General features: G+C 64.9%; 14 protein-coding genes. 11 read left to right on the plus strand and 3 right to left on the minus strand.

Going from position 1 to position 13,659, the window contains the following annotated elements:
* The first annotated feature begins 626 nt into the window (after positions 1–626).
* From G3N97_RS08430 to G3N97_RS08445, 4 genes are all read left to right on the plus strand, one after another.
* Positions 627–1,841 carry a DUF2863 family protein gene (locus G3N97_RS08430; RefSeq protein ID WP_205992815.1) on the plus strand — a complete coding sequence of 405 codons (1,215 nt, stop codon included), beginning with the start codon at positions 627–629 and terminating at the stop codon, positions 1,839–1,841.
* A 206-nt stretch (positions 1,842–2,047) separates the two neighbouring features.
* Positions 2,048–2,986: a response regulator transcription factor gene (locus tag G3N97_RS08435; RefSeq protein ID WP_205992816.1), complete on the plus strand. Its 939-nt coding sequence runs from the start codon at positions 2,048–2,050 to the stop codon at positions 2,984–2,986.
* Positions 2,987–2,996: 10 nt separating this feature from the next.
* A complete protein-coding gene (locus tag G3N97_RS08440; RefSeq protein ID WP_205992848.1) occupies positions 2,997–3,671 on the plus strand; it encodes an energy-coupling factor ABC transporter permease in 675 nt (224 codons plus the stop codon).
* 282 nt (positions 3,672–3,953) lie between these two features.
* Positions 3,954–4,661 carry a hypothetical protein gene (locus G3N97_RS08445; protein ID WP_205992817.1) on the plus strand — a complete coding sequence of 236 codons (708 nt, stop codon included), beginning with the start codon at positions 3,954–3,956 and terminating at the stop codon, positions 4,659–4,661.
* A 113-nt stretch (positions 4,662–4,774) separates the two neighbouring features.
* On the opposite strand, the gene G3N97_RS08450 is transcribed toward G3N97_RS08445, so the two are convergent.
* Entirely contained in the window at positions 4,775–5,938 is a 1,164-nt protein-coding gene (locus tag G3N97_RS08450; RefSeq protein ID WP_205992818.1) for a M14-type cytosolic carboxypeptidase, read from the minus strand.
* 54 nt (positions 5,939–5,992) lie between these two features.
* A complete protein-coding gene (yaaA, locus tag G3N97_RS08455) occupies positions 5,993–6,790 on the minus strand; it encodes a peroxide stress protein YaaA (protein ID WP_205992819.1) in 798 nt (265 codons plus the stop codon).
* 65 nt (positions 6,791–6,855) lie between these two features.
* On the opposite strand from yaaA, the gene G3N97_RS08460 reads away from it, so the two are divergent.
* Together G3N97_RS08460 and G3N97_RS08465 are read left to right on the plus strand one after the other, a co-directional pair.
* A complete protein-coding gene (locus G3N97_RS08460; protein WP_205992820.1) occupies positions 6,856–7,347 on the plus strand; it encodes a putative toxin-antitoxin system toxin component, PIN family in 492 nt (163 codons plus the stop codon).
* 73 nt (positions 7,348–7,420) lie between these two features.
* Positions 7,421–8,614: a pyridoxal phosphate-dependent aminotransferase gene (locus G3N97_RS08465; RefSeq protein WP_065064620.1), complete on the plus strand. Its 1,194-nt coding sequence runs from the start codon at positions 7,421–7,423 to the stop codon at positions 8,612–8,614.
* A 94-nt stretch (positions 8,615–8,708) separates the two neighbouring features.
* Here G3N97_RS08465 and G3N97_RS08470 read toward each other — a convergent pair whose 3' ends face one another.
* Complete coding sequence (locus G3N97_RS08470) at positions 8,709–9,350, minus strand: glutathione S-transferase (protein ID WP_205992821.1); 642 nt, start codon at positions 9,348–9,350, stop codon at positions 8,709–8,711.
* Positions 9,351–9,458: 108 nt separating this feature from the next.
* Here G3N97_RS08470 and G3N97_RS08475 point away from each other — a divergent pair, with 108 nt between their 5' ends.
* The 5 genes from G3N97_RS08475 to G3N97_RS08495 all read left to right on the plus strand — a co-directional run bounded on the left by G3N97_RS08475 (position 9,459) and on the right by G3N97_RS08495 (position 13,638).
* Positions 9,459–9,626 (plus strand): hypothetical protein, encoded by a 168-nt coding sequence (locus G3N97_RS08475; RefSeq protein WP_205992822.1) that lies wholly within the window; start codon positions 9,459–9,461, stop codon positions 9,624–9,626.
* Positions 9,623–10,414, plus strand: a complete 792-nt coding sequence (locus G3N97_RS08480; RefSeq protein WP_205992823.1) for an enoyl-CoA hydratase — start codon at positions 9,623–9,625, stop codon at positions 10,412–10,414. The genes G3N97_RS08475 and G3N97_RS08480 overlap by 4 nt, the downstream gene beginning before the upstream one ends.
* Entirely contained in the window at positions 10,411–11,130 is a 720-nt protein-coding gene (locus G3N97_RS08485) for a histidine phosphatase family protein (protein ID WP_205992824.1), read from the plus strand. Before G3N97_RS08480 ends, G3N97_RS08485 begins: the two co-directional genes overlap by 4 nt.
* Before the next feature lie 39 nt (positions 11,131–11,169).
* Positions 11,170–12,285 carry a phosphotransferase gene (locus tag G3N97_RS08490; protein ID WP_205992825.1) on the plus strand — a complete coding sequence of 372 codons (1,116 nt, stop codon included), beginning with the start codon at positions 11,170–11,172 and terminating at the stop codon, positions 12,283–12,285.
* A gap of 93 nt (positions 12,286–12,378) precedes the next feature.
* The gene (locus tag G3N97_RS08495; RefSeq protein ID WP_205992826.1) at positions 12,379–13,638 is read left to right on the plus strand and encodes an acyl-CoA dehydrogenase family protein; all 1,260 of its coding nucleotides are present in this window, start codon (positions 12,379–12,381) and stop codon (positions 13,636–13,638) included.
* Positions 13,639–13,659 lie beyond the last annotated feature (21 nt).

Here is a 13,659-nt window from a genome sequence, read left to right on the forward strand (position 1 = left end):
TTTCGGTTCAGTTAAGAACCGGTCGCTCACTCAAAGCTGACAGGTAATTGAATTACTTCAAAAACCTGACTTACTTTAGTGTGAGACTCTTGATACTTTTGCTTCTCCTGACCGGCTCCGAAGAACCGCTCAGGTCGCATCACCTATCAAGCGCCCACACTTATCGGCTGTAAATTTTTAAAGATCGCGTCGCCCAAACTGCCCGGTTCGACTGCCGCACCGTAGTGCGCTGTTACTACCCGGCGTTTGCTGCGTTGCTGCGTCAGCAGCAGAGAAACGAGATTATGAAGGCTCTTTTTCGTTTCGTCAACATCTTTTTTGCGCTACCGCTTAAAAGCTTGTTGATCCTGCGAACCCGCTTGTTTCGTCGCGGGCTTCGCGCTGCGGTGTCAGTGACATCGAATTGCGAAGGAGGCGAATTCTAGTCATACGCATGACATATTGCAAGCGGTTTTTTTGGTATGTCCTTCCGGCTTCACGCAGCGCATCGCCCTCAGCAGTAGCCCGCCAGCGCACGGAACACCACGCGGCCACACGCCCTCTTCTCCTCATCCTGTAGGGCAAACCGATGGCCTGCGCGGAACAGACTAGAATATGGGGTTCTCTGCATCCCAACTCACTGATTTATGCGCTCGCGAATCGCCAAACGCCTCCCTCCTGACGCCGACAAGCTTGTCGGCCTGTCGCTCGCCCTGTTCGCCTCGGGCAGCCGCACCGAAGACCGCTTCTGGGAGGCCAAGCTCGACACGCTCCTAGCGAAGGTCGTGCGAAACGGCAATCAGACCACGCTCGACGCCGCGCTCGATCATCTGCAGCAGAATCATCCGGACGCCTACGGCGCGCTCGCCGACATGGCGGAAACGCATAGCGAGTCGTTCATCCTCGAGCACGAGGGCGAGAAGTACGAGGCGCTGCTGGTCGCCGCGCCCGTGCTCGCCTGGACGCGCTACGTGATTCCGTCGGGTCCGCTGAAGGCCGATGCCTCGGACGCCCTGCGCACGCATCTGCAGGCACACGTGCTGGCGAGCGGCACGCATGTCGCGATGGCGCCCTATCTCTATAGCATCGACCAGCTCCCGCGCCATCACGTAGAAACGTGGCGCCTCGCCCAGCAGCTTTCGCAGTCGGCGCTGACCGGCAACGCCGCGAAGATCAGCACGGGCGAGCTGCCCGAGACGTCGCCGATCCTCGCCGACCCGCGTTTCCTGCTCGCCGTGGTGGCTGCACCGCTCGGCGCGCCGCTGTTCCGCTGGCAGGAAGAAGAAAACGGCTCGCGCATCGAGCGCGGCCAGTGCCTCGAACAATGGGCCACGCAGGGCGGCGCCAATCTGGCCGTCGTCATGCCGGGCTGCGAGTTCGAATGCCTGCTGCCGGACGCCTACTACTCCGCCTGCCGCGACGCCGACGAGCGCGTGCGCCCGCACACCATCCGCACCGCCGTGCGTTATCTGCTCGACACGATCGGCGCGACGGCGCAAGACCTGCGCGCCGTCGTCGCCGGCTTCGGCGAGCGTCGCATCGACGAATACCGCATCGGCTTCACGAAGCGCGGCAGCAACGACGTGCTGTACGGCGTCGTCTGGCCGCTCTACGGTCGCGAAAACGGTGACGCGGAGATCGACGAAGAGCCGTCCGAAGAAAGCGACGCCACCGGCCCGCTCGAAGAAATCGTGACGCTGCTCAAGGAATCGGGCATCACCGATATCCGTCGCCACGCAGGCCGTTTCGAGCCGGAATATTGCGACGATTGCGGCGTGCCGCTCTATGCCGATCCGCTCGGCGAAATCGTCCACGCCGAGATGCCGGAAGATGCTGAGCCCGTTCAGCCTCACTTCCACTAAGCAACGCGGCGTATTCCTACCCGCTGCATCCCAAGTCCCGCCACTGTGCGGGATTTTTTTTTGCCCTACGTCCTACGCCATCTGGACAGGCCGTCAAACGGCGGCCGTTTTGTCATCATGGTGCGGTAGTTCCGGTTTCGAGCGACGTGTGCCGAAGGTACGCGCAGCACAACATTTCGAGAGGCAATACACGGGAGGGCAGTGTTATGCGGTTTGCTGTATTCAATCCGGACGCCGAACGGCGCGAAGGACTCAAGGCGCTGTTAAGACAAATCGACCGTCGCGCGCGTTTCAGCGACGCCCCGGACTGGCGTAGCGCCGAACGCGCGGCGCAGCGTTTCACTCCGAACCTGTTCGTGATCGACTGGCACGACGGCATCGTCGCTGGCGAACTGCGTCAGTTCGTGAGCCGGCACCGCACGCTGCCCATCGCCGTGCTCGTCGATCGCACCGAACCGCCGCACAAGGTGCGCGCCCTGCTCTCCGAAGGCGCGCGCGGCATCATCCGCCGCACGACCGACTCGATCCTGATCGTCAAACTGCTCGAACTGATCCTGCTCGGCGGCGACCATCTGCCCGCCGATGTCTTTGGTCCGACGTTCTGCCCGCCCGGTGCGTGGCCGGTTCCGCCGCGCCGCAATGCACGCGGCATGCCGCTGCCGCGCAAGCTTTCAACGAGGGTGACGCTCTCGCCGCGCCAGGAGCAGATCCTGCGTTGCGTGCATATGGGCAGCACGAACAAGATGATCGCGCGTGCACTCGGCATCAGCGAAGGCACGGTCAAGGTTCATCTGGCGAGCATCTTCCAGCAGCTCGGCGCACCCAACCGGGCGGCGGCCGTGGCGATCTACAACGGCTTGCTGTCGAATCAGCTGCAGGTGCTGCGTACGCGTCGCGAAAGTCCGCGCAAACCCGCACATGGCGAACACGGTCCCACGCCGCTGCGCACCCGCGTGGAGGCGGAGTTCCGCTATCCGTTGCTGACAGACGACACCTTTGCGCCGCTACCGATGGCCGCGGAGCCCATGCCGCCTTACGGCGACGCGGCGCCCGCGCCCTGCAATCCGCCCGCGGCCACCCTCGTCGACGCAGAAGACCCCGAAGCGCCGCCAGGCAGCACACACGTTTTGCCCTCCAACGAGTAATATGAAGCACATGGGGTTCCTCTATACGCCACTACCGTTGTGGGTCATCGTCGGTGCATGGGTTGCATCGGCGGGTCTGCTTGCGTTCGCGCTATGGAACAACCCGTTCAAGCGTCTGCAGGACGCGACGCTCCAGCACGTGTGGCTCGCCATCATCGTGGCCGTCTCCGTGCTGTGGGCGAGCAACGCGTGGCTCGAAGACGGCACCGTGCTGCATCTGCTCGGCGCCACCCTCGTGGTCACGCTGTTCGACTGGGGCCTGGCGCTCATCGCCATGGCCGTGGTCGTCGCGCTCGCGGCGCTGGTGTTCGACTCGCCGTGGGACGGCGTCGCGCTCACCTTCCTCGTCTACGGTGCGTTTCCGGTCTGCCTGTCTGCGTTGCTGCAGCGCGCCTTCACGGCCTGGTTGCCGCGCAACCTCTTCATGTTCATCGTCGGGCAGGGCTTCGTCTCACCGGCCATCGCCGTCTCCGCGGCGGCGTATCTCGCACTCGGCACGCACATCGCGCTCAACAACGGTTCGATGCTCGCGGTGCCGGCCGGCTACGCGTTCAGCGTCTTCCTGCTCGCATCCGGCGAGGCCTGGTTCACCGGCATGGCGACCGCGCTGATCGCCGTCTACCGTCCCTCGTGGGTCACGACTTACGACGTGCGACGCTATCGCCTCGGCGGCCCTCGCACCTGAGCCTGGCCGAGCAACACTGAGCGCACCCGTGCGCCGCCCAAGCATCGCTGACGCAAGCAACGCGTCGCATCCCTGATGGTTTCCTCGATTGCGACCCGCCGGTCGTGCGCTAGAATGAACCGGCGCCTGCGGCCACAAGCCGCGTCGCGCTCACTGCGTGTGCGGCAACAACGGTCGATCCCACGAGGGCAACGCGCGAAATAATTGTTTCAGGATTGAACTCAACCACGCAGCGCAGCATCTTACGGTGCCAGACGTTCCACCCTCATCCAGAACAATCAGATGGACCGCAACATCGCTTTCCGCCAGTTGCTGCGTACCGGAGGCCGACTGGTCGCCTGCGCCGCGAGCCTGATGCTCGTCTGCACGCTGCCCGCCGAGGCCGATCAGCTCGAGCAGCAAAACGATCTCGTCAACACCTACGTCACGCAGATGCATGCCGATCCGCTGGTCGCGCGTTGCGCCGCGCACGGCAACTTCATCGCCGGCACGTCGAGTGTGCTCGATCACGTCGAATTCCCGCCCAGTTCCTTCGATAGCGCGCACGCCACCGTCACGCCCTGGAACGATTCCTTCGATGAAGGCAAGCAGCGTGTGAAGGTCGATACGATCGTCACGGTCGACGGCATCGGCATTCCGCAAGACAGCAACCACGCACCGTACGATCTCAAATTCCGCTGCGGCTACGTCGGTCAGCAGATCCTCGCCTTCAGCTGGAACGATCCTGAACCGCCAGCCCGCGCGCACAGCGAACGCAGCAGCGCGTCGTCCGGCGCGGCGCATGTGAGCGGCAAGCACGGCGCCAAGTCGAAGAAAGCCACCGGCAAGGGCAAAGGCACGACGAAGAAGTCGACGGGCAAATCGAGCCACAAGTCGTCGTCCACCTCGTCGAAGAGCGCCACGAAGTCCGCATCGAAATCGACGACGAAGTCCACCGCGAAAGCCACGGCGAAGAAGTCGTCGACGAAGAAAAAGTCGACGGCGCAGTAAGCGCGGCACGACAGTTCACGCGCGCAACAGCGCGAACAAAAAGGGGGAAGCGGCTCACACCGCTTCCCCCTTTTTCATATCGTCACCATCGTGGCGATGCCGTCAGGCGAGCCTCAGGCAAAGTTTTCGACGTGATGCAGAATGGCCTGCAGCATCGCCGCGCCAAGCGAGGCGCTGCGCTCGCCGTTCCAGCCCACGCGCTCGTCGGGCAGATTCGCGTTGTCCTTGAACGGCATTTCGAGCGTGAGCGAGAGACAGCCATAACGATGGCCGATGTACTTTGACGCCAGCTTGAGCGCGTCCTCGCGATAGCGGCTCGCTTCGTAGCCGTGCTTGTCCTGGAAGTCGGGGCTCGCGATCTTGAAGGCGTCGATGAACGCCTTCTGCTCCGTGCGCTGCTGATCCGTGAAACCCGGCAGCATTTCCGAGCCCGCCACGAACACGTAGGGCAGCGTTTCGTCGCCGTGGATGTCGAAGAACAGATCGCAACCGGTCTGCTCGATCGCATCACGCACCACCAGCACTTCCGGACTGCGCTGCGCGTCCGGCGCCATCCATTCACGATTCAGGTTCGCGCCCACAGCGTTCGTGCGCAGATTGCCGTGCACGCTGCCGTCCGGGTTCATGTTCGGCACGATGTGGAAGATCGCGCGGTCGAGCAGCTTGCGCGCGACCGGATCGCCCGACCAGTCGCCCCACCCCGCCAGCCGCTTCACGAGACCTTCGACGAACCATTCGGCCATCGATTCGCCCGGATGCTGGCGCGCGATGATCCACACGGTCTGCTTGGGCTTGCCTTCGGGCGTGGTGTCGCCGGGCATGCCGAGCGAGAGCAGCGACATCGGCCGGCCCTCGACGCTCTGGCCGAGTTCGCTCAGCGTAGCGTGCGGCAACTGCTGCAGCGCGCCGAGGAATTCCGAGTGGCGCTCCTCGCCGTACGGCTCGAAGTACGCGTAGTAGATGCTGTCGAAGTCGGGCGTGTGCTCGATGGTCAGCGCCTTGCCGTCGTACGAGGTCGGCACGCGGAACCAGTTCACGCGGTCGTAGCTCGCGACGGCCTGGTAGTCGCGCCAGCCTTCGGGAAACGCGCACGCCGATGCGTTCTCGAAGGTCATCGTGCACGGCTCGCCGCGCGCGCCCGTCAGGCGGAAGTAGAACCACTGCGCGAACTCGGACTGATTGTCGGGTCGCACGCGCAGACGAATGTCGTCGGGCTGCTCGCACGACAGGACTTCGATCGCGCCCGCGTCGAACTGGCTGGAGATGGAAATCGTCATGGCAATATCCTTGGCTGGATCGGTGCTCGCGCGCCGCTCAAACGGTCAAATCGATCAATCGGCGATGCGCCGGCGGAATACGTAGGTCGAATCGTTCGATGCGCCCGCATCGAATGCATAGCCTTCGCTGTCGAAGGCCTTGAGCGCTTCGGGCTCGGCGATGCGGTTCTCGACCGCATAGCGCGCCATCAGGCCGCGCGCGCGTTTCGCGTGGAAGCTGATGATCTTGTAGCGGCCACCCTTCCAGTCCTCGAAAACCGGCGTAATCACGGGCGCGTCGAGCTTCTTCGGCTTCACGGCCTTGAAGTACTCGTTCGATGCGCAATTCACGAGCACGCGCGCGCCGTGCTTCGCGCTCTTCGCGTGGTTGTGCTCGAACTGCGCGTTGAGCGCGTGCGTGATGCGCTCGCCCCAGAACGCGTAGAGATCCTTGCCGCGCGCGTTCTCGAAGCGCGTGCCCATCTCCAGACGATACGGTTGCAGCAGGTCGAGCGGACGCAGCAGACCATAGAGACCCGAGAGCACGCGCACGTGGTTCTGCGCGTAGTCGAGGTCGGCGTGCGAAAGCGAGCGGGCGTCGAGACCCTCGTACACGTCGCCGTTGAACGCGAGTACGGCCTGCTTCGCGTTGGTCTGGCTAAAGCGCGTGGACCAGTCGGCGTAACGCTGGAAATTCAGGCGCGCGAGCGGGTCGGAAATGCTCATCAACGTGCCGATCTGCTGCGGCGACAGGCGGCGCAGGCCGTCGATCAGCTCGGCCGCGTCGTCGACGAAATCGGGGATGGTGTGGGTGTCGACGTGCGCCGGCGTGTCATAGTCGAGCGATTTGGCCGGCGACAGAACGATTATCATAGAGGCTTGCAGGGCACGCGGTGCCCATGTTCAAAGGCGAAAGCCCGATTGTAGCGAATTCACGAATGACCGGTTTTACGCCCCGGAATCCCGACGCGCCCATCGTGGTGCTCGACTCCAATGTCTGGCTCGACATCCTCATCTTCGACGATCCCCACACGCGGCCGATCCGCGCCGCGCTCGAACGCGGCGACCTCACGGCGCTGATCGACGCGCGTTGCCGCGGCGAACTCGCGTTCGTGCTCGATTATCCGCATCTGCAGGGACGCGGCGTGGACAAGGCCGGCGCGCTGGCCGCGCTTGCGCCGCTGGTCTCGCTGATCGAGCCGCCCGAGCTGCCCGCCGACGCGCGTGCGCTGCCGCAATGCCGCGACCGCGACGACCAGAAGTTCCTCGAACTCGCGCGCGCAAGCGGCGCGGCGTGGCTGGTCTCGAAGGACCGCGCCGTGCTCAAGCTCGCGAAGCGCATCGCGCGCGATTTCGGCTTCCGGATCGCCACGCCCGATGTGTTCCTCGCCGAATGCGGGCTGGGCGGCGCGGCCGAAGCCGCCGCCTGAACCGGCGCACGCAGCCGCGCCGATTTCCCTACAATCAGGCTTTCCTGTTCCTCCGATTCCAGACGACCGCGCCATGAACGCACCGCATCCTTCGCAAGCTCCGTCGACGCAGAACCTGCTCACGCCCTCTTTTCCGTCGCGTCTGCCCGACGTCGGCACGACGATCTTCACGGTGATGAGCGCGCTCGCCGCTGAAAAGGGCGCGGTCAATCTCGGTCAGGGCTTCCCCGATTTCAACTGCGATGCGCGCATCGTCGACGCAGTGGCGCAAGCCATGCGCGACGGCCACAACCAGTATCCGCCGATGGCCGGCGTCGCCGCGCTGCGCGAAGCGATCGCCGGCAAGATCGAGCAGGTCTACGGCCGCCGCTACGACGCCAACAGCGAAATCACGGTGACCGCGGGCGCGACCCAGGCGCTCCTCACGACGATTCTCGCGACCGTGCATCCCGGCGACGAAGTGATCGTGGTCGAGCCGACCTACGACAGCTATCTGCCGTCGATCGAACTCGCGGGCGGCAAGCCCGTGTTCGTGACGCTCGAAGCGCCCGATTACGCGATTCCGTTCGACCGCCTCGCCGCGGCCATCACGCCGAAAACGCGCCTGATCCTCATCAACACGCCGCACAACCCGACCGGCACGGTCTGGCGCGCCGAGGACATGCGCAAGCTCGAAGAGATCGTGCGCGGCACCAACGTGCTGATCCTCTCCGACGAAGTCTACGAACACATGGTCTACGACGGCCAGCCGCACGAGAGCGTGGCGCGCTATCCGGAACTGGCCGCGCGCAGCTTTATCGTGTCGAGCTTCGGCAAGACGTTTCACGTGACCGGCTGGAAAGTGGGCTACGTGGCCGCGCCCGCGCCGCTCACGGCGGAGTTCCGCAAGGTGCATCAGTTCAACGTGTTCACGGTGAATACGCCGATGCAGGTGGGTCTGGCGCAGTATCTGCGCGATCCGCAGCCGTATCTGGACCTGCCCGCGTTCTATCAGCGCAAGCGCGACTTCTTCCGCGCAGGCCTCGCGAACTCGCGCTTCAAGCTGCTGCCGTGCGAGGGCACCTACTTCCAGTGCGTCGATTATTCGGCGATCAGCGACCTGCCCGAAGCGGAGTTCTCGAAGTGGCTCACTTCGGAGATTGGCGTGGCGGCCATTCCGGTGTCGGCGTTCTATCACGAGTCGCACGAATCGGGCGTGGTGCGCTTTTGCTTCGCCAAGCAGGAGAGCACGCTCGCCAGCGCGCTCGAACGGCTCGCGCGGCTCTGAGCGCGTAACATCCCGCCGCCCCGCCAGCGCGATGACACCGCGAACCGCCTCGAGGCGTGTCCGGTCATCGCGCGGCAGGGCGCGCTCCTGCGCGTTACGCGTTCGCTTCGAGATACGCCTTGCGGTCGGCGCCCACGCGCTGCGCGGCCGGGCGCTCGCTCACGAGCTTGACGTACGCCTTCCAGTCCACGCCGGCCTCGGCGAGGAAATCGCGGCCGTAGACCTTCTGCGTCGCCATGCCGACGAGCGGCAGGCTCACGAACGCCGCCATGTCGGCCACGCCGAACTGTTCGCCGCCCACATACGGCGCGAACTTCGCGAGCCGCTTAAAGCTCGCCACATAGCGGTTCAGACGCTTTTCGACCGTCGCCTTCACTTCGTCGCTAGCCTTTCCGCCGAAGAACGCCTCGCCGTACAGCTCGCGCGCAACCAGCTCCAGATGCGTTTCGATGAAGGTGATCAGCTCGCGCTCCTTGGCGGCCTGCCACGGATCGGCCGCGAAGATGCGCTTGTCGGGAAAGCGCGCCGCCAGATACTCGACGATCACTTCCGACTCGCACAAAAAGCCCTGCTCCGTTTCGATGTACGGCACCTTGCCGCCCGGCGATTCGGCGAGCTGCGCCTCGGCGAGCGGCAGCTTCGTCAGCACTTCCTCGAACGGAATGCCGTGCTCGAGCAGCACGAACTTCACCTTGTTGTAGTAGTTCGAGACCGCAAAACCATGCAGCTTGATCATCCTCATCTCCTCCGTTGGGGCGATGTCCGGCAATTCGAGATTGCCGAACCGTTTTCATAAAAATGTACGACCGTGCTATTCTAGGCCAATCATGGAGCCAGGCTTCCAATGACTTTCCATCATTTCAATATTGAGACACCCGGCGACGATGCGGCAACGTATCCCGCCGACACCTTCGCGAAACTCGCCGTAAAAGGCAAGTCCGGCAAACGCGCCGCGTGCAGCGTCACGCGCCTGCGCGCCGTTTCCATCGCATCGAACGAGGCCCAGTCATGAGCGCCGAACTCCTCAGCACCCGCCCGCACGGCCATGAATCGACGCTCGTGCTCACGCTCTCGAATCCCGGCGCGCGCAATGCGCTGCATCCCGACATGTACGCCGCCGCGATCGAAGCGTTCGATACCGCCGAGCGCGATCCGTCGCTGCGCGCGATCGTCCTCACGGGCGCTGACAACTTCTTCTGCGCGGGCGGCAACCTGAACCGCCTGCTCGAGAACCGCGCGAAAGACCCGTCGGTGCAGGCCGCCAGCATCGACATGCTCGCCCAATGGGTCACGGCCATGCGCCAGTGCAGCAAGCCCGTGATCGCCGCCGTGGAAGGCGCGGCAGCAGGCGCGGGCTTCTCGCTCGCGCTGGCCGCCGACCTGCTGGTCGCCGCCGAAGATGCGAAGTTCGTCATGGCCTACGCGCGCGTCGGCCTCACGCCCGACGGCGGCGGCTCGTGGTTCCTCGCGCAGTCGCTGCCGCGCGCGCTCGCATTCGAGCTGATGGCCGAAGGCAAGCCGATCGCCGCGTCGCGCCTCGCCGAACTGGGCGTCGTCAACCGCATCGCCAAACCGCAGGGCGCGCTCGACGCCGCGCTCGCCTGGGCCGACGAACTCGCGAAGATCGCGCCGAACTCGGTCTCGCGCATCAAGGGTCTGACGAACGTCGCCGTCACGCACACGCTCGACGAGCAGCTCGCCGCCGAACGCGACAACTTCGTCGCCTCGCTGCATCACAGCGACGGCCTCGAAGGCATCACCGCGTTCCTCGAAAAACGTTCCCCGGTCTACAAGCGATGAGCGAATTCCAGTTGCCGCAGCGCCGCCGCATCTATCTGATGCGCCATGGCGACGTCACCTATTTCGACGATTCGGGCCGCGCGATCGATCCGGACACCGTACCGCTCAACGATAACGGCCGCGCCCAGGCGAGCGCCGCCGGCGCGGCGTTCGCGCAGCAAGGCGTGCGCTTCGATCGCGTGATCGTGAGCGGCTTGCGGCGCACGATCGAAACCGCGCAGCATGTGCTCGACGCGACCGGCCAGCAGATCGCGCTCGAAGAACAACCGGCGTGGCAGGAAATCCGCGGCGGCCGTCTCGCCGACATCGCGCCCGCCGACATCGAGAACGCGTTTCTGCGCGCCTTCGACGGCGTCGTGCCCGAAGAGACGCGCTTTCTCGGCGGCGAGAGCATCGGCGAACTGCTCGATCGCGTGCTGCCCGCCGTCGCCGAACTGCGCGCCGATCCCGCCTGGGACACGGCGCTGCTCGTGCTGCACGGCGGCGTGAACCGCGCGATTCTCTCGCTCGCGATCACGGCGGGCGGTCGCATGTTCTTCGGCCACCTCGCGCAGACCACGGGCTGCATCAACGTGCTCGACGTGGGCGCGGCGCCGCACGACTGGGTCGTGCGCGCGCTGAACCACGCGCCGCCCTCGCCTTTGCATCGCGACACCCGCAACACCACGATGGAGATGCTGTACGCGCAATATCTGCGCTATCGCCCGCAGCGCTAGCGCGTTGCACCGACGGCTTACACAAGAACGGAGACAAACATGGCGCAAGCCACCCCGGATGGAGACAAGAACGCCGCCGACAAGTCGACCGACTTTTCGGCGTTCGAAGGCACGCGGCCCGTGGCCGACCGTCAACGTTTCGATGTCGACGCCTTGAGCGCGTGGCTCGCGGCGCACGTCGCGGGCTTCGCCGGACCGCTCACGGTCGAGCAGTTCGCCGGCGGGCAGTCGAATCCCACCTTCAAGCTCGTCACGCCCACGCGCAGCTATGTGATGCGCGCGAAGCCGGGACCGAAGGCGAAGCTGCTGCCTTCGGCACACGCCATCGAACGCGAATATCGCGTGATGGATGCGCTCGGCGCCACCGACGTGCCCGTCGCGAAGATGCTCGCGCTGTGCGAAGACGAAGCCGTGATCGGCCGCGCGTTCTATGTGATGGAGTTCGTCGAGGGCCGCGTGCTCTGGAACCAGGCGCTGCCCGGCATGACGCGCGAGGAACGCGGCGCGATCTACGACGAAATGAACCGCGTGATCGCCGCGCTCCACAACGTGAAGCCCGACGCCATCGGTCTCGCGGACTTCGGCAAGCCCGGCAATTATTTCGCACGCCAGATCGATCGCTGGAGCCGTCAATATCAGGCCTCGGAAACCGAGTCGATCGACGCGATGAACCGCCTGATCGAGTGGCTGCCGCAACACATGCCCGACGATCAGGGCTCGCGCGTGTCGGTCGTGCACGGCGACTTCCGCCTCGACAACCTCATCTTCCATCCGACCGAGCCGCGCGTGCTCGCCGTGCTCGACTGGGAACTCTCGACGCTCGGCGATCCGCTCGCCGACTTCTCGTATCACTGCATGGCGTGGCACGTCGATCCGGGCCAGTTCCGCGGCATCGGCGGACTCGACTGGCAGGCGCTCGGCATTCCCGACGAGCAGCATTACGTGCAGCGTTATTGCGAGCGCACCGGCCTCGAAATCCGCGGCGACTGGAACTTCTATCTCGCCTACAACATGTTCCGCATCGCAGCCATCCTGCAAGGGATCATGAAACGCGTGGTCGACGGCACCGCCGCCAGCGCCCAGGCCGCCGACGCCGGACGCCGCGCACGGCCGATGGCCGAACTCGCGTGGCACTACGCGCAAAAGGTGCGCTAGCCGCGCACCGGATTTCCTGACTCATCATCGGCAAACCGATCAGCAAACCCATCGCACTCGAAACGTATTCGGTGCTCTTTAGCGAGGTCCCAGATGAATTTCGATTACACCCCGAAAGTGCAGGCGCTGCGCGAGAAGCTGCTCGCGTTCTTCGACGAACACATCTATCCGAACGAGTCCGTCTATCACGAGGAAGTCGAGCGCAACCGCGCCGCCGGCAACGCGTGGGTGCCCACCGAAATCGTCGAGAAGCTCAAGGTCAAGGCGCGCGAAGCCGGACTGTGGAATCTGTTCCTGCCGGAATCGCATCGCGGCGCGGGTCTGACGAACCTCGAATACGCGCCGCTGTGCGAGATCATGGGCCGCGTGATCTGGGCGCCCGAAGTGTTCAATTGCAGCGCGCCCGACACCGGCAACATGGAAACCCTCGAGCGCTACGGCGCCGAGGAGCACAAGCGCCAGTGGCTCGACCCGCTGCTGCAGGGGCAGATTCGTTCGGCCTTCCTGATGACGGAGCCGGAAGTCGCTTCGTCGGATGCGACCAACATCCAGACGCGCATCGAGCGTGACGGCGACGACTACGTGATCAACGGCACGAAGTGGTGGTCGTCGGGTGCGGGCGATCCGCGCTGCGCGGTGTATATCGTGATGGGCAAGACCGATCCCGATGGTCCGCGCCACGCGCAGCAATCGATGATCCTCGTGCCTTCCGACGCGGCGGGCATCACGGTCAAGCGCCCGCTCACGGTGTTCGGCTACGACGACGCGCCGCACGGCCACATGGAAATCAAGCTGGAAAACGTGCGCGTACCGGCGTCGAACATCCTGCTCGGCGAAGGACGCGGCTTCGAGATCGCGCAAGGCCGTCTCGGGCCGGGCCGCATCCATCACTGCATGCGGCTGATCGGGCTTGCGGAACGCGCGATCGAATTCATGGCGAAGCGGGCGCTCTCGCGCGTCGCGTTCGGCAAGACCATCGCGCAGCAGACGGTCACGCAGGAACGTCTCGCCGAAGCGCGCTGCATGATCGAACAGGCGCGCCTGCTCACGCTGAAGACCGCGTACATGATGGACACGGTCGGCAACAAGGGCGCGCGCGGCGAGATCGCGATGATCAAGGTGGTCGCGCCGAGCATGGCCTGCCAGGTGCTCGACTGGGCGATTCAGGTGCATGGCGGCGGCGGCGTCAGCGGCGACTTCCCGCTCGCTTACGCGTATGCGCAGGCACGCACGCTGCGTTTCGCCGACGGCCCGGACGAAGTGCACCGCAACGCCATCGCCAAGCTCGAACTCGCGCGTCATATGGAGCCGGGCGCGGCGTCGCGCGTGGAAATGCCGGTCACGCGCTCGTAAGTCCGGCGTAGCACTCAGCGC

Origin of the sequence: Paraburkholderia sp. Ac-20347, assembly GCF_017104805.1 — a bacterium.
Taxonomy (GTDB): Bacteria; Pseudomonadota; Gammaproteobacteria; order Burkholderiales; family Burkholderiaceae; genus Paraburkholderia; species Paraburkholderia tropica.

Excerpts from the sequence above, each read along its gene's own strand:
- G3N97_RS08430 (WP_205992815.1), top strand. The coding sequence starts at position 627 with ATGCGCTCGCGAATCGCCAAACGCCTCCCTCCTGACGCCGACAAGCTT.
- G3N97_RS08435 (WP_205992816.1), top strand. The coding sequence starts at position 2,048 with ATGCGGTTTGCTGTATTCAATCCGGACGCCGAACGGCGCGAAGGACTC.
- G3N97_RS08440 (WP_205992848.1), top strand. The coding sequence starts at position 2,997 with ATGGGGTTCCTCTATACGCCACTACCGTTGTGGGTCATCGTCGGTGCA.
- G3N97_RS08445 (WP_205992817.1), top strand. The coding sequence starts at position 3,954 with ATGGACCGCAACATCGCTTTCCGCCAGTTGCTGCGTACCGGAGGCCGA.
- G3N97_RS08450 (WP_205992818.1), bottom strand. The coding sequence starts at position 5,938 with ATGACGATTTCCATCTCCAGCCAGTTCGACGCGGGCGCGATCGAAGTC.
- yaaA (WP_205992819.1), bottom strand. The coding sequence starts at position 6,790 with ATGATAATCGTTCTGTCGCCGGCCAAATCGCTCGACTATGACACGCCG.
- G3N97_RS08460 (WP_205992820.1), top strand. The coding sequence starts at position 6,856 with ATGACCGGTTTTACGCCCCGGAATCCCGACGCGCCCATCGTGGTGCTC.
- G3N97_RS08465 (WP_065064620.1), top strand. The coding sequence starts at position 7,421 with ATGAACGCACCGCATCCTTCGCAAGCTCCGTCGACGCAGAACCTGCTC.
- G3N97_RS08470 (WP_205992821.1), bottom strand. The coding sequence starts at position 9,350 with ATGATCAAGCTGCATGGTTTTGCGGTCTCGAACTACTACAACAAGGTG.
- G3N97_RS08475 (WP_205992822.1), top strand. The coding sequence starts at position 9,459 with ATGACTTTCCATCATTTCAATATTGAGACACCCGGCGACGATGCGGCA.
- G3N97_RS08480 (WP_205992823.1), top strand. The coding sequence starts at position 9,623 with ATGAGCGCCGAACTCCTCAGCACCCGCCCGCACGGCCATGAATCGACG.
- G3N97_RS08485 (WP_205992824.1), top strand. The coding sequence starts at position 10,411 with ATGAGCGAATTCCAGTTGCCGCAGCGCCGCCGCATCTATCTGATGCGC.
- G3N97_RS08490 (WP_205992825.1), top strand. The coding sequence starts at position 11,170 with ATGGCGCAAGCCACCCCGGATGGAGACAAGAACGCCGCCGACAAGTCG.
- G3N97_RS08495 (WP_205992826.1), top strand. The coding sequence starts at position 12,379 with ATGAATTTCGATTACACCCCGAAAGTGCAGGCGCTGCGCGAGAAGCTG.